Origin of the sequence: Algoriphagus yeomjeoni (genome assembly GCF_003259505.1) — a bacterium.
Classification (GTDB): Bacteria; Bacteroidota; Bacteroidia; order Cytophagales; family Cyclobacteriaceae; genus Algoriphagus; species Algoriphagus yeomjeoni.
On the sequence record NZ_QLLK01000009.1, the window covers coordinates 1 to 19,823 of the forward strand.

20 protein-coding genes are annotated in these 19,823 nt (G+C 39.1%); 3 read left to right on the top strand and 17 right to left on the bottom strand.

All coding sequences use genetic code 11. The annotated features are described in order from the left end of the window. Nucleotides 1-361: 361 nt before the first annotated feature. The 10 genes from LV83_RS14990 to LV83_RS15035 form a co-directional block, all read right to left on the bottom strand. Nucleotides 362-745 carry a DUF3037 domain-containing protein gene (locus LV83_RS14990; RefSeq protein WP_111612370.1) on the bottom strand — a complete coding sequence of 128 codons (384 nt, stop codon included), beginning with the start codon at nucleotides 743-745 and terminating at the stop codon, nucleotides 362-364. Then, on the bottom strand, nucleotides 723-1,517 hold the full coding sequence (locus tag LV83_RS14995; protein ID WP_111612371.1) for a HipA family kinase: 795 nt from the start codon (nucleotides 1,515-1,517) through the stop codon (nucleotides 723-725). Before LV83_RS14995 ends, LV83_RS14990 begins: the two co-directional genes overlap by 23 nt. 48 nt (nucleotides 1,518-1,565) lie before the next feature. Next, entirely contained in the window at nucleotides 1,566-2,447 is an 882-nt protein-coding gene (locus LV83_RS15000) for a bestrophin family protein (RefSeq protein ID WP_111612372.1), read from the bottom strand. Between the two features lie 75 nt (nucleotides 2,448-2,522). Continuing rightward, complete coding sequence (gene coaE, locus LV83_RS15005) at nucleotides 2,523-3,128, bottom strand: dephospho-CoA kinase (RefSeq protein WP_111612373.1); 606 nt, start codon at nucleotides 3,126-3,128, stop codon at nucleotides 2,523-2,525. Beyond that, complete coding sequence (locus LV83_RS15010) at nucleotides 3,121-4,083, bottom strand: YbbR-like domain-containing protein (protein ID WP_111612374.1); 963 nt, start codon at nucleotides 4,081-4,083, stop codon at nucleotides 3,121-3,123. Before LV83_RS15010 ends, coaE begins: the two co-directional genes overlap by 8 nt. An 8-nt stretch (nucleotides 4,084-4,091) precedes the next feature. After that, nucleotides 4,092-4,409: a preprotein translocase subunit YajC gene (gene yajC / locus LV83_RS15015; RefSeq protein WP_111612375.1), complete on the bottom strand. Its 318-nt coding sequence runs from the start codon at nucleotides 4,407-4,409 to the stop codon at nucleotides 4,092-4,094. A 2-nt stretch (nucleotides 4,410-4,411) separates the two neighbouring features. After that, the gene (locus LV83_RS15020) at nucleotides 4,412-4,954 is read right to left on the bottom strand and encodes a DUF1573 domain-containing protein (RefSeq protein ID WP_111612376.1); all 543 of its coding nucleotides are present in this window, start codon (nucleotides 4,952-4,954) and stop codon (nucleotides 4,412-4,414) included. A gap of 95 nt (nucleotides 4,955-5,049) precedes the next feature. Further along, entirely contained in the window at nucleotides 5,050-5,352 is a 303-nt protein-coding gene (locus LV83_RS15025) for a YtxH domain-containing protein (RefSeq protein ID WP_111612377.1), read from the bottom strand. A 7-nt stretch (nucleotides 5,353-5,359) separates the two neighbouring features. Next, on the bottom strand, nucleotides 5,360-6,544 hold the full coding sequence (nusB, locus tag LV83_RS15030; RefSeq protein WP_111612378.1) for a transcription antitermination factor NusB: 1,185 nt from the start codon (nucleotides 6,542-6,544) through the stop codon (nucleotides 5,360-5,362). A 115-nt stretch (nucleotides 6,545-6,659) separates the two neighbouring features. After that, nucleotides 6,660-7,760 (bottom strand): Glu/Leu/Phe/Val dehydrogenase dimerization domain-containing protein, encoded by a 1,101-nt coding sequence (locus tag LV83_RS15035; RefSeq protein WP_111612379.1) that lies wholly within the window; start codon nucleotides 7,758-7,760, stop codon nucleotides 6,660-6,662. Between the two features lie 145 nt (nucleotides 7,761-7,905). On the opposite strand from LV83_RS15035, the gene LV83_RS15040 reads away from it, so the two are divergent. Next, complete coding sequence (locus tag LV83_RS15040) at nucleotides 7,906-9,696, top strand: ABC transporter ATP-binding protein (RefSeq protein ID WP_111612380.1); 1,791 nt, start codon at nucleotides 7,906-7,908, stop codon at nucleotides 9,694-9,696. 91 nt (nucleotides 9,697-9,787) lie between these two features. Continuing rightward, a complete protein-coding gene (locus tag LV83_RS15045) occupies nucleotides 9,788-10,111 on the top strand; it encodes a hypothetical protein (protein WP_111612381.1) in 324 nt (107 codons plus the stop codon). Nucleotides 10,112-10,162: 51 nt separating this feature from the next. On the opposite strand, the gene LV83_RS15050 is transcribed toward LV83_RS15045, so the two are convergent. The 7 genes from LV83_RS15050 to hemW form a co-directional block, all read right to left on the bottom strand. Continuing rightward, a complete protein-coding gene (locus tag LV83_RS15050; protein WP_111612382.1) occupies nucleotides 10,163-11,530 on the bottom strand; it encodes a peptidylprolyl isomerase in 1,368 nt (455 codons plus the stop codon). Between the two features lie 52 nt (nucleotides 11,531-11,582). Continuing rightward, on the bottom strand, nucleotides 11,583-13,583 hold the full coding sequence (locus tag LV83_RS15055; protein WP_111612383.1) for a peptidylprolyl isomerase: 2,001 nt from the start codon (nucleotides 13,581-13,583) through the stop codon (nucleotides 11,583-11,585). A gap of 87 nt (nucleotides 13,584-13,670) precedes the next feature. Continuing rightward, nucleotides 13,671-14,072, bottom strand: a complete 402-nt coding sequence (locus tag LV83_RS15060; RefSeq protein ID WP_245947068.1) for an ATP-binding protein — start codon at nucleotides 14,070-14,072, stop codon at nucleotides 13,671-13,673. Between the two features lie 13 nt (nucleotides 14,073-14,085). Further along, nucleotides 14,086-14,418 carry an STAS domain-containing protein gene (locus LV83_RS15065; protein WP_111612385.1) on the bottom strand — a complete coding sequence of 111 codons (333 nt, stop codon included), beginning with the start codon at nucleotides 14,416-14,418 and terminating at the stop codon, nucleotides 14,086-14,088. Between the two features lie 3 nt (nucleotides 14,419-14,421). Continuing rightward, nucleotides 14,422-16,503, bottom strand: a complete 2,082-nt coding sequence (locus LV83_RS15070; protein WP_111612386.1) for a GAF domain-containing SpoIIE family protein phosphatase — start codon at nucleotides 16,501-16,503, stop codon at nucleotides 14,422-14,424. A 122-nt stretch (nucleotides 16,504-16,625) separates the two neighbouring features. Continuing rightward, on the bottom strand, nucleotides 16,626-16,937 hold the full coding sequence (locus tag LV83_RS15075) for a DUF721 domain-containing protein (RefSeq protein WP_111612387.1): 312 nt from the start codon (nucleotides 16,935-16,937) through the stop codon (nucleotides 16,626-16,628). Nucleotides 16,938-16,950: 13 nt separating this feature from the next. After that, nucleotides 16,951-18,156 carry a radical SAM family heme chaperone HemW gene (gene hemW, locus LV83_RS15080; RefSeq protein ID WP_317046688.1) on the bottom strand — a complete coding sequence of 402 codons (1,206 nt, stop codon included), beginning with the start codon at nucleotides 18,154-18,156 and terminating at the stop codon, nucleotides 16,951-16,953. Between hemW and LV83_RS15085 the strand changes: the two genes are divergently transcribed. Next, a complete protein-coding gene (locus LV83_RS15085) occupies nucleotides 18,134-19,822 on the top strand; it encodes a BamA/TamA family outer membrane protein (RefSeq protein WP_146613733.1) in 1,689 nt (562 codons plus the stop codon). The genes hemW and LV83_RS15085 overlap by 23 nt on opposite strands. Nucleotide 19,823: the final 1 nt, after the last annotated feature.

Consider the following 19,823-nt stretch of genomic DNA (forward strand, 5'->3'; position numbering starts at 1 on the left):
ACAGGATAGACTTCATTAAATGGTATGTGTTTTTGTCCAATAAAAAATGAGTTTTCAAAGCCATAGAGCATATCAAAAAAAGTAAGGTCTGGCAAAAAATTACCAGACCTCTTTTTTCGTTTATGCGCTGACTTTATTGCTGACAAGTTGGTCTCCACCAGAGCCTGTTTCCTCTTCAAATCAACACTGGATATTAAGAAATTATCTCATTAAAGTCACCAACTATTTTTCAGTACATTACCATAAAAAATTGCTTTTATATGTAAGCAGTCTGAAGACTGCATTGATTTAAGCACAAGTCATGAGACTTGCGCCAATTACTTTTATCGCCGACGTTCGTGTCACACGAACGTCTTTTATTTTACACTACATTCTCCTCAAAAAGCCTCTCCAGCATTTTCTCCAAATCATCCGCATGTCCGGCGTGCGGCCTTGAAGTTTGGATAATGGAACTTCTCACAGCAGTTAGCCATCTGAATCTGGAGGCTAGATCCATAGCTGCGATATTACCACCAGTTGTAGATCCTTGGCATATTTTTTCAAAAGAAGCCAAGTTAAGTGCTATCATTTCTACATCAGCTTGCGGATCTAGCATCAATAATTTTTGAGTGTTTAAATGAATCTTGCAGCCTAGAAAATTTCTTTTCCAATGACAGATCACTACACCAACATTGATGAATTCTTCTCTTTCCACCCGCGGTACTACGCGAATGATGGCGTATTCATATAAGTGCTGTTCTTGCATCTTGAGCTTCTTTTATGAATTGATCAGAATAAGAAAGGCGAAGATTTAGAAAGTCTTGGTAAACTTTTCTCACTTCATTGGGATCTTCAGAATCGCCCCCAGCAAGTAGCCATTCTTCTGGAATGGTATTAATAATTGTGCTGATTTTCTTAGGTGTCAAAAGCTTTTTGAAGGCTTCATTTACAGCATCTAGTTCAGAAGCTACAGGCAGCAACACGTGATTTTTTATAATGGGAAAAGTGCCTTCAGCATTTTTTTTCCAATTGATCCATGCATGTTGAAACAGAAACGAAGCGCCGTGGTCGATCAGCCACAGCTCACGATTCCAGAGTAGCATATTTGTATTTCTAAAAGTCCGATCCACGTTGGTGATCAGCATATCCAGCCATACAATTTGGGATGCTAAATAGGAATCGGTATTCATTGCTATTGGATCGTAATTGATTGCACTGGATAGAAAATGCAAGGCTAAGTTCAGCCCTTGACTACCTTTGAGCAGATCCTGGATTTCTTCGTCTCCCTCAGATCTACCAAAAGCCGGATCCAAATTGGCGAAGACCAATTCAGGAACTTTCAGTCCTAAAGCTCTCGCAATTTCTCCACCTAATAGTTCAGCGATAAGTGCTTTCTCCCGCTGGCCAGCTCCACGGAATTTCAATACATATTTGAAACCGTCATCTGCATCGGCAAGTGCAGGAAGAGATCCTCCTTCCCGAAGGGGTAGAATATAACGGGTCACGTTTACCTTGCGAAGGTTAAGTTTAGTATCCATTTGATGCTTTTCGGTAAAGCTTGAAAGTCCAAAGTTAAAGAATCAGTTCTAAATCAATTCTTCCACATGCTTCTGGATGTTTGCAGATAATTTACCCATGGGTAAGTCATTAGCATCAGTTCCAAAAGGCTCTTCAATCTCTTCGGCCACCAGTTCCAAACTCGCCAGCACATAAAATATGAATGTGACTATGGGAGCTGCATAATATCCCAAAGAAAATACATAACCCAATGGCAATGTGATGACATAAGCTAGGATGAATTTCTTGATAAAAGAGCTATAAGAATAGGGGATTGGTGTATTCTTGATTCGTTCGCATGCTCCACAGATATCAGTGAAAGACATTAATTCTTGATTCAATACTATCAATTGATCACCGGTGATTTTCTTTGCTTTGTAAAGATCATTCACCTTAGCAAACATCAATTTGGCAACTTGATTTGGCACATGTTTTTCTGGGTCAATCTCCGGTTTTATTTCCTCATCTTCCTTGTCATCCAGCATGTAAAGTGTCACTTTGGATTGCAAATGTTCCTTTAGTGCAAAAGCATAAATGGGGATTGTCCTTCTGAAAAATTTTCTGGATTCTTCATCAGAGTTGTCTAGCATTCCAGCGAGTTTAAGTGCTAGATTTCTGCTGTTGTTTACCAGTTGTCCCCATAGTTTCCTGCCTTCCCACCATCTGTCATAGGCGGTATTCGTTCGGAATACCAACAACATGGAAATCACAAAGCTTAATAAGCTATGCATGATTGGTATGTTTTGCACCCAACTATCTTCTCCAATCTTCAGGAAGTCCATTTCTAACCAAGCAATTCCTAATGAATAAAGGAAAATGATGACCATAAATGGACCTAACTTGACTAAAGTGTCAGATTTCTGAATCAAGAAGATCACCTGAAACCATTCTTTGGGGTTGTATCCTTTCATACTATTTTGAAAAGGGTTTTGGGGTGGATGAAGAAAAATAAGGATTTAACAGCTAGTATCACAGGAGGTGATTTTTTACTTAGCTGCAATTAAATGCTGATGAATTTTTAACGCTTGAGGAATCAAAAGTTTGTTGTCGGTATTCTTAATTATAAAATCAGCTAATTTATTTTTTTGCTCGTCGGGAAGTTGCTGATTGATGATCTGATTTACCTGCTCTTCGGAGCGATGGGGATCTCTCATTAGCGTTCTTGCGATTCTGATTTTCAGTGGTGAGCTTACATTAATCACATAATCAAGCGCTTTTTCACCTCCAGTTTCGAAGATTAAAGCAGCTTCTTTTAACACATAAGGGGAATTTTGCTGTGATGCCCAGGTCAAAAAATCCTTTCCAACTGCTGGATGAACTAGGGAGTTGATTGTTTTGACTTTATCTGGATTTGAAAAGACTTCATTTGCCAGGAAACTCCTGTTTAAGCTGCTGTCAGAAAGGTAAGATTCCGATCCAAAGGCATTTTTAATTTGATTCTTTAGTTCTTCGTCATTTCCCATTAGCCACTTTGCGCGATCATCAGCTGAATAAACGGGAATTCCAAGTATAGAAAAAATCTTGGCTACGGTTGTTTTTCCTGAGCCAATTCCGCCAGTTATACCCACTAAGATGGGAGAGGTATTACTCATATTTGAGCTTTAAGATTGCAGGTTGAGCTACAACTTGTTCTAGGTAGTCAGGCATTGGTTTTACCTGAACGGTGATCGTGCTGTCCGTTTTGTTCCTTTTGTAATAATCCAAAATTGCTTCGAATTCAAGGTCCTTTAATTCGGCTGACTTTCGCTCATCTACCAAATAAGAAATCATAATTACCACATCTTCATTCTGTAGAGTGACTGATTTCGGGAAGTTTATTTTTTTGATTTTGAGGCGTTTATTTCCTTCTAAAAATTCGACAACATCAAATTTAACTTGGACTTTATCTACCTCAAGTGTCACATGATTACCGAGGTTTTCAGGTAGCGTTAGTGTTATTTCTTTATCAACTGATTTGTTAATACGCTTTTCCTCTAAAGCAATTGGAATGGTTTTTACACTATCCACTACTGAGCTAGGCCCTTTGACTGTTATAACGCTTGGACTAAACGTAACAGGCCCAATGACTCTAAAATTCTTACCCAACGAGAAGCTTGTAGAATCCAGGACAGGGGTGGCTTTGACAGTTTTAATTTTGTCAATTTTGAATTTCAAAGAATCTTTAAGAACAGAATTAAGCTGTGTTGGGGAAAGGAATTCGCCTAAGGATCTTTTAAGGTCAGCTGTAAGGATGTAATTTTTTGATGCTGGATTTGTAAGCTCAACAGGGTAAGAGTCACTATTGAAATTGAAGTATTTCCTGAGCAAATCCCATCCATTTCCTGAGATTTCAATTTCCAAAGTAGTTGGAAGACCAGCGACAGCCACATACTGATCTTGGTCATAAACTAGCTCAATGGGAAAATCGACAACAGTATTATAATCGTCCTTATTGAGGGCGTTTAAAATCCAAAAAGTGGTAGCTGCTGCGATGCAGAGGACTACCACTTTCAGATTAGAGAGTTTTTTTGGAGAAATCCTTTTAGTGGATTTTTTAGTTTCCGGCAAAATTCAATTTATTTTTTTGTCTCTGTCTTTTTCGAGAAATCTAATGATATAGCAGATTTTTCCACTTTGACTTTTAGTCCTCTGTCAAGCTCAAGCATTACAGCATCGCCTTCAACTGAGCTTACTTTACCATGTAGTCCGCCGATAGTTACTACCTCGTCGCCCTTTTTGATTTCTTCAATGAATTTTTTGCTTTCCTTTTGCTTTTTTTGCTGAGGTCTGATCATAAAGAAATACATGATCAGAATAATAGAACCGAAAAGGAAAACTTGTCCTAAAATTCCGCTGCCACCTGCGACAGCTTGGGCTAGTACTGTAGAAATCATAATTATCGTTTAACTGGGCCTACTGGAGTAGCTGCGCCTGCAATTTTTGGAGTAACTGTACCTTTCAATCTTAATCTGGTAACAGCTGGGTTAGTGTTTGCTTGAATACTTACTGTAGGGGCTTGTGCACCTGATTTGGCGGATGAGTTGAATACAACTTTCACAAATCCTTCATCTCCTGGCTTTACAGGTGCTTTAGACCAATCAGGACTAGTGCATCCGCAAGAAGCAGTAATGTTGGAGATTACTAATGGAGCCTGTCCATTATTTGTAAATTTGAATATGTGCTCTACTACCTTACCTTCATTGATGACTCCAAAGTCGTACTCCTCTTCTGGGAAGGAGAAAGAACCTAAAGTAGAAGGATCAGCAGCCTGTGTTGCTTGCGCATTAACAGGTGTTGCTACAGGACTATTAGTTTCTAATTGGGCAATTTTTTGTTCAAGTGCAGCGATTTTCTCATCCTGATCACTTTTTTGGTTACAAGAAGTTCCCAAAGCAAGCATGACGGAAAATACCGCCATATTAATTACGTTGATTTTCATACCTATTTATATTTTTTTAAGTGGTCATATGGAATCTCGCTGATCGATTTTCAATCCTCAGTGGGAGTGATAATTTAGGCTCGATTTCATATCTGTTAATTGTTTCCTTGGTTGATTTGATCTATTAATTTGTTTACATCACTGAGAAGGTTCTCAGCTTTGTTTTTTGCTTCTGTTATTACTCTTTTTCCTTCGGTTTTTGCTTCGTTAAGGTGCATTTCCTTTCCGTCTACCAAATCATCGATTAATTCTTCTAGTTCCTTCTTGTATTTTGAAAGTTTGAAAGAAAGTCGATCACGGGTATTTGTCCCTGCATCTGGTGCAAAAAGTACTCCAACTGCTGCGCCTACGCCTGCGCCTATTAGGAATGCGATGAGTGAATTACTGCTCTTGCTCATAGTTAAGTTATTTATTGTCTAAAAGTCCTCTTCCGCTCTTACGGATTTCTCCGCTTTCGGTTAACTCTTTTGCCATTACATCTAGCAATCCATTCACAAATTGCTTGCTTTTTGGTGTGCTGTATGTTTTTGAGATGTCGATATACTCGTTTATACTTACTTTGACGGGAATACTCGGGAAGTTTTTCATTTCCGCTATTGCCATCGAGATAATCACTTTATCAGTAAATGCAAGTCTGTCAATATCCCAGTTTTTGGTTTTTTGAGTAATAAGGGCCTTACTGTTTACATCATTTTCAATGGTGAAGTTAAAGATATTTTGAAAAAACTCCTTATCCTCGTCCCAGTTCATAGCGATCTCAGGCATTTGGCTTTCATTTTCCTCGTTTAGATTAGCCGCATTTTTCAATACCTTGGAAGCTAGGCTCCTAACTACCGATTTATCTTCTGTCCAGTTTAAATCCTTTTCAGAGAAGAAATTCAAGATCACTTCATTTTTGAACAGAACTTTCTTTAAGAGATCATCAGCCAGCTCAAAATCTTGGGTTACAGTTGGACTTTCCAATTGAAGATACTCCTGATAGAATTCAGAAGGCTTAATATAATCTCTAAACCATTCTCTGATTTCCAGTTCTATATCATTCAGGTTAACATTGTTTCTCGCAATCGCTGCTCTGTATGAATCAGATTCACGAAGGGAAGCAAGAACTGTGTTGTTGGGGAAATTGAGTTCGTTCCCAAATCCAACTGGATTGTTGGAAGCGAATTTTTTCTTCTTTTCAATTTCTTTTTCTACGTGCTTTGCAAACGCCTGTAAAAGCTCAATCGCAAGCAAATATAGCTGTGGAATTCGTTCGGCAGATACCACCATGTTTTTTAACAAAAACTGGTGATCTTTTTCGTTTGCCTCATGATACTTTTTCAAAGCATCTAAAACAACCTGTTTTACTTTTCTATTTGCCTCGCTTGATTTTAGCAGATCTTTTGACGTGAGATTCTGCTCAAAAAGCTTGATAGCCTCCTCAGCTTCTTTGTTGAGTGCAGTTTTATCTTGCACTTCCATACTGTTCAGATCCGGCATGAATGAGGCGCGGATGAAATCTTTTGACAAGTTTAGGTTAGAACCTTTGCACTGTTCGTATGCATATAAGTTTTGAAAAGCCTTTACTCTGAGTATTCTTCTGTTTAGCATGTCTTCGAAATGAGTTGCAAATATAGGTAATTTGAGGTGGCTATCATGTAGGTAGATGAGACAAAAAAACCACCGAAAGCCATTTCCGGTGGTTTTGATGAGGATGTATGTGGTCTTAGAAAGAAAGCTTTACTCTTCCGATAGCTTCAATTCTAGCTTTAGCTGTCTCGATAGCTGCTTGTTGAGCTGGTATGTTTTCTTTTTCTGATTTATCTAAAATACTCAAGCAAGTATCGAATATTTTTTCAGTTTGCTTGTAAACTGTATCTCTATTGTATCCGCCGAAGTACTCAGCGCCTACATTGATGACACCACCAGCGTTGATTAGAAAGTCAGGTGCGTATACAATTCCTTTTTTCACTAAAATTTTGCCATGCTTGGCTTCGTCTTTTAATTGATTGTTTGCACCACCTGCAATTACAGCACATTTCAAGCGGTCAACCGTCTCATCATTGACAGTGGCTCCTAGGGCACAAGGCGAATAAATATCCATTTCCAAATCATAGATCACATTTGGATCAACTACTTGAGCGCCTGTTTTTTTGGCAACTGCCTGTAGCTTGTCTTCAAAAATATCCGTTACCAACACATTGGCTCCTTCTTTTACTAAATAGTCAATCAAATACTTGCCTACTTGCCCTACACCTTGGACACCAATTCTTTTTCCTGCCAAGGATTCAGATCCAAAAGCTTTTTTCGCTGCTGCTTTCATGCCCATGTAAACACCATAAGCCGTAACTGGAGAAGGATCTCCACCACCGCCTTTGATCTCAGGAAGACCAGTGACATGGCGAGTTTCCAGGCCGATGAATTCCATATCCGAGGTGTTCATGTTTACGTCTTCTGCGGTTACGTATCTGCCACCTAAGCTCTGAACAAATCTCCCGAAGCGTCTTAGGTAAGCTTCATTTTTCAATTTTGGATCACCCAAAATCACAGCTTTTCCACCGCCAAGATTCAATCCAGCCAGCGCATTTTTGAATGTCATTCCTCTGGATAAACGAAGGACATCTGTAATCGCTTCCTCTTCAGAAGCATAAGGCCACATACGGGTTCCGCCCAAAGCAGGGCCCAGCGTGGTGTTGTGAATTCCTATCAATGCTTTAAGGCCTGTAGCTTCATCGTGGCAGATCACAAGTTGTTCGTGATCCATCGTGGTGATTTGGCCAAAGATTGAACCTTCACGTACTGTTTCGGTAGCTTTAATCTCTAACATGTGAACTTAGCTTTTTAGAATGTGTTATATTTGGGTACTCCTTGCGAAATTGACCGATACAAAATTAAATACTTTTATTGGCCTTCAAAGGATTAATATACCCAGTCTTCCTAATCTATTTCTTTCATTTTAAAATTTTTATTTGGTGAAACCACTTTGGCGACTCAATAAGTATTTGTACAAATACAAGGGCTTAATCCTTTTGGGGATAGTTTTTACGGTGATTTCAAACATTTTCGTAATTATCCCCGCACAATTAGTAAGACTTGCAATAGATTATGTTGTTGAAAGTTTTTCAATTTATCAGCCTTTAGAGCAGGGTGGTATGGGTAATCAGGCTCAAGATATTTTTCTAAAATTCGTGTTTGTGTTTGGAATATTGATCTTAGTAATGGCTTTACTGAGAGGGATCTTCTTATTTTTTATTCGTCAGACGCTCATCATCATGTCCCGGAAGGTAGAGTATGACATGAAAAATGAAATCTACGATCACTACCAAAAACTACCTCTTAGCTTCTATAGAAAAAATAGCACCGGAGATTTGATGGCAAGAATCACGGAGGATGTGAGCCGCGTGCGAATGTATCTTGGACCAGCAATCATGTATGGATTGAACTTGCTGATTCTTTTCCCTTTGGTGATATCGTATATGATCACGGTCAATCCAATGTTGACACTTTACGCACTATTGCCGCTACCAGTACTTTCGCTAAGTATATATTATGTGAATAACATGATCAATGAGCGTTCTGAGAAGATTCAGCGAAGTTTGAGTGGGTTAAGCACGTTTGTTCAAGAAGCATTCTCCGGGATTAGGGTGCTAAAGGCTTTCGTCAGAGAGAGTGATAGTGTAAATGATTTTGCAACAGCAAGTGAAGATTATAAGGTGAAGTCTATTAGGCTGACACGAGTCAATGCGCTATTCTTCCCGATCATTATGGCTCTTGTTGGTGTTTCTACAATTATCACTGTTTATGTAGGTGGTTTGCAGGTAATCAGCGGAGAGATAGGTTACGGGGTTATTGCAGAATTTATTTTGTATGTAAACATGCTGACATGGCCAGTTACCTCTTTAGGCTGGGTGACGAGTATTGTTCAGCGTGCAGCTGCATCCCAAACCCGTATCAATGAGTTTCTTGATGAAAAGAATGATATTCTTAATACTAACGACATTAAGGCAACAATTACAGGGACAGTAGAAATGGATAATGTTTCTTTCATCTATCCGGATTCTGGGATCCAAGCACTAAAAAATGTAAGCTTTAAAATCAAAGAAGGACAAACGCTTGGGATTATTGGCACAACAGGCTCAGGGAAATCTACTATAGCCAACTTGTTAATGCGAATGTATGATCCTAACTCAGGTGTGATCAAAGTGGATGGAAAGCCAATTGATTCGCTTTCTGTTTCAGATTTAAGGAGGCAAATTGGTTATGTGCCTCAGGATGTATTTTTGTTCTCAGACAGCATAGGAAATAACATTGCTTTTGGAATCGAGGAGTCAGACCCAAGGATTATAGAGCAAGCAGCGAAGGATGCGGATGTCTATCAGAATATCATTGAATTTCCGAAAGGCTTTGAGACTATGCTAGGCGAACGAGGAATTACCCTTTCAGGTGGGCAGAAACAGCGAGTTTCTATTGCTAGAGCTATTGCCAAGGAGCCAAAGATCCTCATTCTGGATGATTGCCTGTCTGCAGTGGATACTAAGACTGAGAATGTGATATTGACAGCTCTAAAAAATATCATGCAAAATCGCACATCGATTATTATTTCCCATCGCGTGTCATCAGCTAAGCTGGCAGATCAGATTATCGTTTTGGATGATGGCAGAGTAATCGAACAAGGGAATCACAAGACGTTGATGGCCCAAAAGGGAGTTTATGCTGAGCTTTACGAAAAACAGACTCAGGCAGGAGAATCCGTTGATAATTAATGATTTCTATCTATATTATAACTCAGAAAAGTGGCATTTTGAAAAAAGTAATTAACTTGAAGAGTATCAGTTCATCTTAAAATTTTTAGTTATGACGGAGAAGAAATCAACCACCCAAGACCTAGAAAAAGTCCTCAAGGAGATTGGCGATAAAATTGAAGAATTAGTAAAAAAAGGAGCTGATGCTGGTTCAGATGCAAAGGAAGAAATAGACAAGAAAATTAAGGATTTGAAAGAGAATAAAACGTCTCTTGAAGCTGAATTTAAAAAAGGGAAAGAGATTTTAGAACGAGAATTTAAAGAGCGTTCTGACGATTTCAAGCCTAAATTGGAAGAATCTAAAGGATTTTTGAAGGAAGGCCTTAAGCAAATAGGATTAGCTTTCAAAGCTCTTTTTGGTAAGAAGAAAAGTTAAGATCTCAAGATATCAAAAAAGGCCCGAGAGCAAATTCTCGGGCCTTTTTCGTCATTTTGCTGCTAGTGCATTGCATCGATCGTAAGCTGGGTCAAGATCTATGAAAATATCTTCCTTGGCTGTAACAAACCATTTGCTGAGCAAATCATCTTCTTTTTTGCGTAGCGCTGCTGCTTTTAGTTTTTCGTAGTCATCGTTCATATTAGCTCTATGAGCAGGATACTTTGCTTTGTAATAGATAATACGAACTTTTTTACCTTCTCTTGGGTCGTCAAACTGCATCGGTGGAGTAATATCACCTACCTCCATGGAATCTATCATAAAATATAGACTTGGGTCTTCAAGCGTTCTTAAAGAAAGACGATTGGAACTATTGGATGGATCGGTGAAGAAACCGCCATTATCTGATGTGCTTCTGTCATCAGAAAAGTCTTTAGCTGCTTTTGCAAATTCCATTCTTCCTGCTTCAATCTCTGTTTTAAGACTATCAAGAAATCTCTCTGACTTTTCTATATCTGCTATAGTAGCTTTTGGCGACATTAGAATGTGTCTCGTGTTATAGGTGTTGTCTTTCTTCTCCAATAGCTGGATGATATGAAAACCATACGCAGTTTCTACCGGATCAGAAATTTCACCTTGTCTTAGGGATAATGCAGCTCCTTCGTATTCCGGAACCATTTGTCCTCTAGAAGAAAACCCCAAATTTCCTCCATTGGAAGCTGAACCAGGATCTTCAGAATATCTTCTCGCTAAATCGCCAAAGTCAGCTTTGCCTTCACCAATATCTTTCTTGAATTGGACCATTTGATCATAAAGGGCCTGTTTGGTTTGGGGGTTTACTTCGGGTTTGACGACTATTTGCCCGACAGTAGCCTCAGATGTGAATAGTGGAAGAGAATCGGTAGGAATGCTATTAAAAAACTCTCTAACGTCATTTGGAGAAACAGTTAATCCTTCGGTGATCTGACTTCTCATCCGTTGCACAATTAATTGCTCTCTGATCACATCTTCAATCTCAGCTTTGAGTTGGTCTGAAGTCTTACCGTAGGCTTCTACAAGTGTATTTTCATCTCCTCCAAACTGCTGGAGTACCATGTTGAATCGCTGTTCAGTTTGAAGCATAACCTCTGCGTCGGTGACGATTACAGAATCCACTTCTGCTTTGGCTACCATCAGTTTATTGATCATCAGAGATTCAAATATCTGACATCTGCTTGGCGCTTCTTGACCCTGTCGATTTTGGGAAATAGCTTCCAAATATGCTTTCTGTACGTCTGATTCCAATAATATATAATTATCCACTTTAGCCACAATTTTGTCAAGTACCTGGCCTGTAGTAGGCGTTGTTTCTTGAGCAAATGATGCGGTAACCAGCAAGCTGGCTATTAAAGTAAAGGTTAGTCGGTTTAATAATTTCATGGGAGTTTTTCCGTCTTTTGGTTCTAATTTGACGGTTTTCTTATGTAAAATATTATTGATTTAAAGCTATGAATGTTTCTTCCTTAGCTTTTGGATTTATCTTGATAGGATACTTCTTTCGTAAAGACTCAACTAGACTTTTATCCAAGTATTCTTGATAATCTCGAATTACCAATCCTCGAGTTTCCTCGAATTCCTTAGGTCCTGCACTTGTTTTTTCTCCTAAGATTACAATGTGTAAATGTCCATTGGCTTCTATTTCCTGGTAGTTTGAATCCATATCTGCTTTGGATAGGACAGGATGTTCAGCGTATTCGATGGTGCCTGCTTCAGTTTGATACGCTAAGGGATTGATGCTTTCATAGCTTGACTCAAAAGTTGAGATGAGTTCATCGGAAAGTGATTTTCCTTGCAGCAATTGTCTAGCAGCATCCAGTTGAGTCATGTCAAGAACTTTGACGATGTATGCATTTACTCTTTCTTCCCACTGGTAATTCCCAATATTATTTTGAAAATAGGCCTTTTGTGCAATTGAATCCATTAGACCTTTTTGCCATACTTCCTCATTCATGAGTGAGAACAACAAAATTCCATCTCTGTATTCTTTAAGGAGCATTTGGTACTCCTTATTATTTGCTTCCAAGTCAGCCTCTTCAGCTTCATTTAAAACGGAAGCTGCAAATCTTTCATACCAAGCATCGAAAACCCCGTCATTAGTTTGAATTCTGATTTCTTGCTCGTTCATATAATCGACAAGATCCTGAGCGATGAAACTTTTGCCCTGTAGGGAAAAGATTTGGTCACTAGCTAAATCTTTATCCGCAACAACTTGCGCCACATCATTCTTAGAAGTTGAGCTTAATTCAGTTCTTAATTTGGCAACATTCTGTTCGTTTTCATCAAAGTTGTAGCGGGATTTTTGAATCGCCATCACCTGGGACTGAATCATCGTAGAACGAGAATCTCTTAATATTCTAGAGCGAATACTCTCCTCCATGGATTCAAAGCTTTCAACTGGTTTTTTGTCTTCCAGCCTCAGAATATGATACCCATATTTGGTGCGGATAGGCGGGGAAACTTCACCTAATTCTGTCAGCGAAAAAGCAGCCATTTCAAATTGCGGAATCATTGACCCAACACTAAACCAAGGAAGAATACCTCCTTTTTGACTACTTGAAGGGTCTTCGGAATAATTTTTCACTATATCTTCCCAGATAGTATTTTCCTTCTGAATTTCAGTGTAGATGTCTGCTACTTTTCTTTTAGCGAGGTCTTCGCCATTTTCAGCATTTTCATCGATTCTTACGAGTATATGCGATACCCTTACTTGTCCTGGATTCGGTTGGCGGTCCTTCACATTAATAATGTGGTAGCCAAAATTGGTTAAAACGGGATCAGAAACCTGTCCAGGTTGCAGTGAAAATGCTGCGTCTTCAAATGGTTGAACCATCTGCAGTGCTGTAAAATAACCGAGGTCACCTTCGTTTACCTGAGCCGAAGGATCATCAGAATATTTTAATGCCAACTCATTAATACTACCTCCATTTTTTATTTCGTCTTCAATTTTCAATGCCATTCGTAGGACAATTAAACTGTCCTCCTTTTTTGCGTTTGGCGGAAATTGAAGCAAAATGTGACTCGCACGGATAATCTCCTGCATTCTTGAATAAGCTTTCCGTAATTCTCCCTCTTCCAATGAGTTCCTAATCAGGAAAGGAGCCTTTAGATTTTCTCTAAACGAATCAAATTCTCTTGTGAATTCCTCCGTCTGATCAAGTCCCCGCGCTTCGGCCTCCCTAACTTTTAATTTGTAATTAATAAAAAGGTCAAGGTTTTCTTCGTATTCGTCTCTGGACATCCCTGGAGTACCAGGTTCAGACTTATTTCCTTTAGATAATAAATAAATCAGCTCATCCTTAGCTACCGGCTTACCACCCAAAGTCAATAAGGGGTCACCCTGATTTGGCGTTTGCACAAACGCCATCGCAGATGCGGTGGATCCAAATGCTACAAGGAATGTGATAATATATGCCGAAATGGTTCGGTTTGTCATGTGGTGAATGCCAGAATTGGATTGCAATTTTACAAATTTATTAGGATTTAAAGTCAAAAGTCCCGAATACTAAGGTTTTAACATGAATTAGGACTGGAACCATTTGATCAGCCGGCAGGTATTTGTGCCTCGGGTAGAATCAAACTCAATTTCATCCATTATCTTCTTGACCAAAATTATGCCTAAACCTCCTTTTCGCTTATCTCCTTTAACTTTATTTAGGTCCGGTACCTCATAATCGAGCATATTGAATGCTTTACCTTCATCGGTAATTTCAAAAATTAACTTCCCGGGATTTTGTTTAATGTCTAACTGAATAAAGTCTAGCGCATTACACTTGTGTGAATGAATGATCAGATTAGCACATACCTCTTCCACTGCCAAGATAAGTTGGAGCTGGTCTACGTCAGACAGGTGCAACTCTCCCAGCGTCTTTTTTAAAAAGACGCGCAGTTCGGAGAGTGCTGCTGTTTGACAAGATATTTTCATCTGATGTTTCATATCAGCTTTCTAAAGCAGTTTTTTTGTTTGGGTAAATACTCATCAACTGATCCAAGCCCAATATTTTAAATACCTCATATACTCGTTCAGAAAGAGAATAGATTTTCAGATCAATCTCTTTTTCCTGAAAATCTTCTAAATAGGACATAAAAACGCCTAATCCTGCCGAAGAAATATACTCTAGCCCTGCGCCATCGACCAAAATAGAATTACTACCATCGACAACCACTTTAGTGATTGCTTCATCAAGTATTACTGAGTTGCTAGCATCTACTTCGCCTTTGAGTAGCAATATAGTATGGCCGTTCTCTTCCTGTGTTTCTATTGATAGCATCTTTTAGCTTGCTTTATTATGTTCGGTAAATTTTACTACCATTATCGAATAATCATCGTCAATCAATCTATCTCTTCCTACAAAATCATGTAGTGAATCAATAATTTTAGTCTGAATTTCTTGTGGATTTAGTTCGTTGTAAACTTCCAATAAGGTCCTAACACGCTCATAACCGAATTGATTGGATTTGTTGTTTTTTGCTTCCACTATCCCGTCTGTGAATAAGACTAATACGTCTCCAGGTCGATAAGTGAATGTTCTTTCCACAACGTGATTTTCATATTGCATGTTTCTTAAAATTCCCAAACCTAACCCATCAATCTCCAAATACTCAGATTTGTTTAATTTTTTCTTATGTATTAAAGTAGGAACATGACCTGCCCGAGAATGACATATGGTTTGTTTTGCAGTATTAATGATAAATATGGATGCAGTGATAAAGTGGTTGCGCTCCAGACATTTGCTTAGAGCTGAATTCGCCTTGATCATAAATTCCGAGGGACTAAGATTCAGCTGAATCAGACTTTGGAAAATACCCTTCATCTGAGACATATGAAAAGCAGCTGAAGTTCCCTTTCCTGATACGTCGCCAATAATCAATACATACCGATTTTCATCAAGCTTGTAAGTGTCGTAATAATCACCACCTACCTCATCCGCTGCATTGGAAAAAGCGCAAATGTCAAAGTACTCGTTATGATCTAATTGGGTAGGAAGTAGGGATTTTTGAACACGCTGAGCAATTTTCAATTCTTCTTGGTACCGTTCATTTAGGATGGCTTGATTGAGCAAACGATGATTTTCCACTGCAATACAAGCCTGCCTTCCAAAAGTGCTAATGATGTTCAGCATTTCCTTGTTGAAGCCATCCCGTACTTCCTTACAAAGCACGATTTTACCAATGACCGATTTATTGATGACCAGAGGAACTAAGAGGATAGATTCGTATTTTGAGTGAGCAATCCTAAGATTAATAGGGCTTAAATTATCTGGTCGCTTTTCAGACTCCCAATCTTGAATAGCCTTCTGAGATTCGATCAATACAGATATTTCTTCTCTTGTCTTTCGATCTATAAATCTCTCCTGGAAATAACCTTCTGGGAATTCATCACTTTTCATTGCCAACCATGCCGCATCGGCATAGGCAGCACTCATACAGGAGTCCATAAGAATATCCAGTACTTGCTCCTCATTTTCTTCTGGCTGTATAGACTGGCTCAGTCGTTGGAAATTGATCGCTTCAGTCAGCTTTTGCTCAAATACTGAGGAGGTTGGAAGGTTAAATAATGTTACTAAAAAGCTGAGAACGGCATAAACCAGGATAAACCAAAAAAGCGATATCAGGAATAAGTTACCCATGAGGTTTGCTGGGTAATACTCGTACTCCATATCCACTGAAATAGTGTACCAAAGTATGTAGCTAATGGATAAAATTATAATGGCAAGGAACAGAAGTGATTTCCATTTCTCCTTGAAAGTCAGATATGGAATCCATTTCAAATTAGTAGAGAGTATCACTGCTAAGATCCCTAGTAGGACCATGCCAAAATAGAAGCTGTATTCATAAGCCTCTCTATCAAAAAACACTAAGAACATTGCTATAAGCAGGGCAATTTCATAAGCCTGCCATTGTTTTACAACTCGCTTAGTTTTTTGGTAAAGAATAAGATGCTGCCATAATAATGAGGAAGAGATCAGAAAAATAGTCATCAGTCCAAAGCGGACATGATAAAAGAAAGTTTTGAGAAATGGATCTCCGGCGAGTTTACTTTCGCCCAGAGACGTGTAAAAAAAACCTATGATTAAATAGACAGAAACAGCGAATATTCCAGTCGACGCACCTCGCCAGATGAGATTCAGAAAGTCGCTTTGGGTACTTTTATTGATCGAATATTTATAAAAACTGTAAACAGTAATAAAATATAGGATTTGCAAGATCCACGTGAATTCGATGGCAATTCCGGAATCCATCTCATTGAGTATCCCTACCAGCCTGACCAAATTCACAAATAGCAAACCCAGCCATACGAGGATGGCGAGCAGCAGGCTTAGCTTTCCGATATGGATTTGCGGTAGTTTGATCATGAATGCGCTGCCACAATAATACTCATTCGGATTGGAAATAAATGAAGGTAGAGAGCTTAGTGAATGCTGGTAGTTGTTAAAAAGTGTAAATTGAAGTGACTCAGATTCTGAATCAAAGAAATTCACATACAGACTAAGTCTTCGATCACTCCAGCTCCGTACTTCTCTTCTATTAGCGTAATTACTTTGCTTTTATTCATTAGCAATTCCTTCTTGATCGGACCCGAGTTTATTTTCACGAAGAGTTTTTTGTCTCGGATAAAAACCGATGAAGTTCGATCTGCAATAGTCTTTCCTACTATTTCAGGCCAATCATGAACCAGAGACTTTTCTTTGAATTTACCTTCTAGGCGGTATGCTTTCAGCAAATCGTTGAAAGCTGACTCAAGTGGAGCGACCTCTTTTTTTCTGCTGTAATATCCGTCTCTACTCATAATTGCATTAATCCTAAACAAAAAGTGCTGCTGCGATGCTGTCTGCAAGTAGCTTTCCGCTTTTGCTCAAAGATAGGTTTTTATCCTTCCAAATGAGCCAGCCTTCAGAATCCATCTGCGACAATATGACTTTTTTCGTAGTCAGAAGATCTCTTCCAAAAACTCGGTTTATCTCTTCGAAATCTATTCCCCACAAGGTTCGCAATCCAGTAAGCATGTATTCGTTTAGTCTCTCGTCTTCGGAAAGATTGTCTACAATGAAAGGCAAAGTCTGACCTTCCAAACTCTTCAAATAAAGGGAATTATTGGAGGGATTTGCACCCCTATTTTGTCCATCAAAAGAATGAGCACTGGGCCCAACTCCTAAGTAGGGAACACCTTTCCAGTAATTGGTATTATGCAGAGCGAATTGATCAGGCTTTCCAAAGTTAGATACCTCATATTGTATATATCCGGCTTTTTCAGTTTGTTCTTGTAGGATTTCAAATTGCTCAGCGACGAAATCTTCACCAGCTGGTTTAAAATCACCTTTTTTCACCCAGTTGCCAAGTGCAGTTTTAGGTTCTACGGTAAGTGCATAGCTGGAAATGTGCCCAGGATTCTGACTGATAGCCTCTGATAAATCACGTTTCCAAAGGGAATGGTTTTCTTGGGGAAAACCATAGATTAAGTCCAGGCTGAATTTTTCGAAACCTACTTTTCTAGCTTTTTCTATGGCAGATTTAGACTCTTTCGCAGTATGTGCCCGATTATAGAATTTCAATACTTCCTCATCAAAACTCTGTATGCCTAGACTCAGTCGGTCTATACCTAGACCTTTCCATGAGTTTAAGTTATTCTCACTCAGATCATCCGGGTTTGCCTCAAGCGTAACCTCCTTCCAGTCAGAATTGAAAGAAAGGGAAATTTGATTTAGTATTTTTTCAATCAAAAGTGGAGGTAAAAGTGAAGGCGTCCCTCCGCCAAAATAGACCGTTTCAAGCTTCATGCCCTGCAGGTAATTAGCTCTCATTTTAATTTCCTGGCAAATCATATCAGCCATCTGTTCGACTCTACCAAGATTTGTACTGAAGTGAAAATCGCAATAATGGCACGCCTGCCTGCAAAAAGGAATATGGATGTATATGCCAGCCAAAGTGAATTCTATTATTTTGCGAATATAATCATTCCCTAAGATCCCTTTGAAAACCTTCCTTTTGGCATTCTTTCTTTTTTTCATTGCCGGAGGACAGCTATGCGAAGCCCAAGGTGCATATTGGATCAAATGGACTACTGATCCAGTCCAGGAATCTGCGGATTGGACTTCATATTCTAATAAGCTAGAGGGGAATCAGTATCTTGATTCATTGCAACAATCACTTCAAGAGCTCGGTTATCTTTCTCTTCTTTTGGTAAAGGAAGAAGTTTCAAAAGACTCCTTACTGATGAAAATAGTTCTTGGAGAAAAGTATAGCTGGGAATCAATTTCTCTCGGCAATGTTCCAAAGGAATTCTCTGAAAATATTGATCCTATCACATCCGAATACAGTTCCGCTACTAGATGGATGAGGAAAGCTATTTCTAATGCTGAGAATAGGGGTTTCCCATTTGCACAAATTAAACTTGATAGCATTCAGCGTCGGGGAAACTTGCTTTCAGCAGTTTTTTACTTTGACTCAGGTCCTTTGATTCTTTGGGATAGCCTGAAAGTAGCCGGCGAGACAAAAACTCAAGAAAGTTATTTGCAAAATACAACTGGGATCCGACCAGGTACTCCTTTTTCGCAAAAGCAACTCGACGCCGCAACGCTGGCATTGACTCGATCGCCTTATTTTGTTCAGACACAAGCTCCTCAGGTCGAATTTCAAATACAACAGGCACAGCCCACGTTCACTTTGAGAGATAGAAATACCAATGTTTTGGATGGAGTAATCGGGTTACTTCCAAACCAGAATGAACCAGGCAAGATGCTCATCACGGGACAGTTGGATTTAGAATTATATCATCTGGGTGGTAAAGGAAGAGATGTGGCTCTCCATTGGAAGCGTCTGAATATAGCCACTCAATCGCTGGAAATATCGGCCAAGGAGTCTTTCTTATTTAATTCTCCAATAGACGTGAGTGTAGGATTCAGCTTACTTAAGCAAGATTCTACCTTTCTAAATAGATTCTTGAGTTTGGACTTTGGATACCATATTAGCCAAATGAGTTATCTCCGATTTTTTACTAGGAGGCAATCCAGCGATGTGCTGAATACTGAGGATTTTGATGAATTGACTGAATTACCTGAGGTAGCAGATTATCGCTGGAACCAATATGGGATTGGATGGTCGTGGGATGGGAGGGATTCTCCATTTTTTACAAGACGAGGTTTTCTGATCACTGGCGAATTTGCCCTAGGCAACAAAAGGATTTTAGAGAATACAGGATTTCCGGCTGAGGTTTATGACAATCTTGACTTGAAAAGTCCACAATACCTAGGCAAACTGGAAATTGAAAAACATGTCTACATTAGACCGACTTGGGGAATGTGGTTGAAGGGAAGTGGAGGTTTTACCCAAAATCAAAACCTTCTTCTGAATGACCTTTTCCGTCTGGGAGGTTTGAAAAGCATCCGTGGGTTTAATGAGAATTACTTTTTTGCGAAGTCTTACGGGTACCTGAATATGGAACAAAGACTTTTTTTTGGAGAAAACTCATTTCTCATGGTTTTTGCTGACTTTGGCATTCTGGAAAACCCGTACTTTGCAACTTCCATTGATAAACCGATATCGTTTGGAGCAGGGATCAATCTTGATACTGGTTCTGGTATCTTTCGGTTTATTTATGGTGTTGGGAAATCAAACCTTCAACCTTTACAATTCTCCTATTCTAGGATACATTTTGGCTACCTAGCCAGATTTTGAG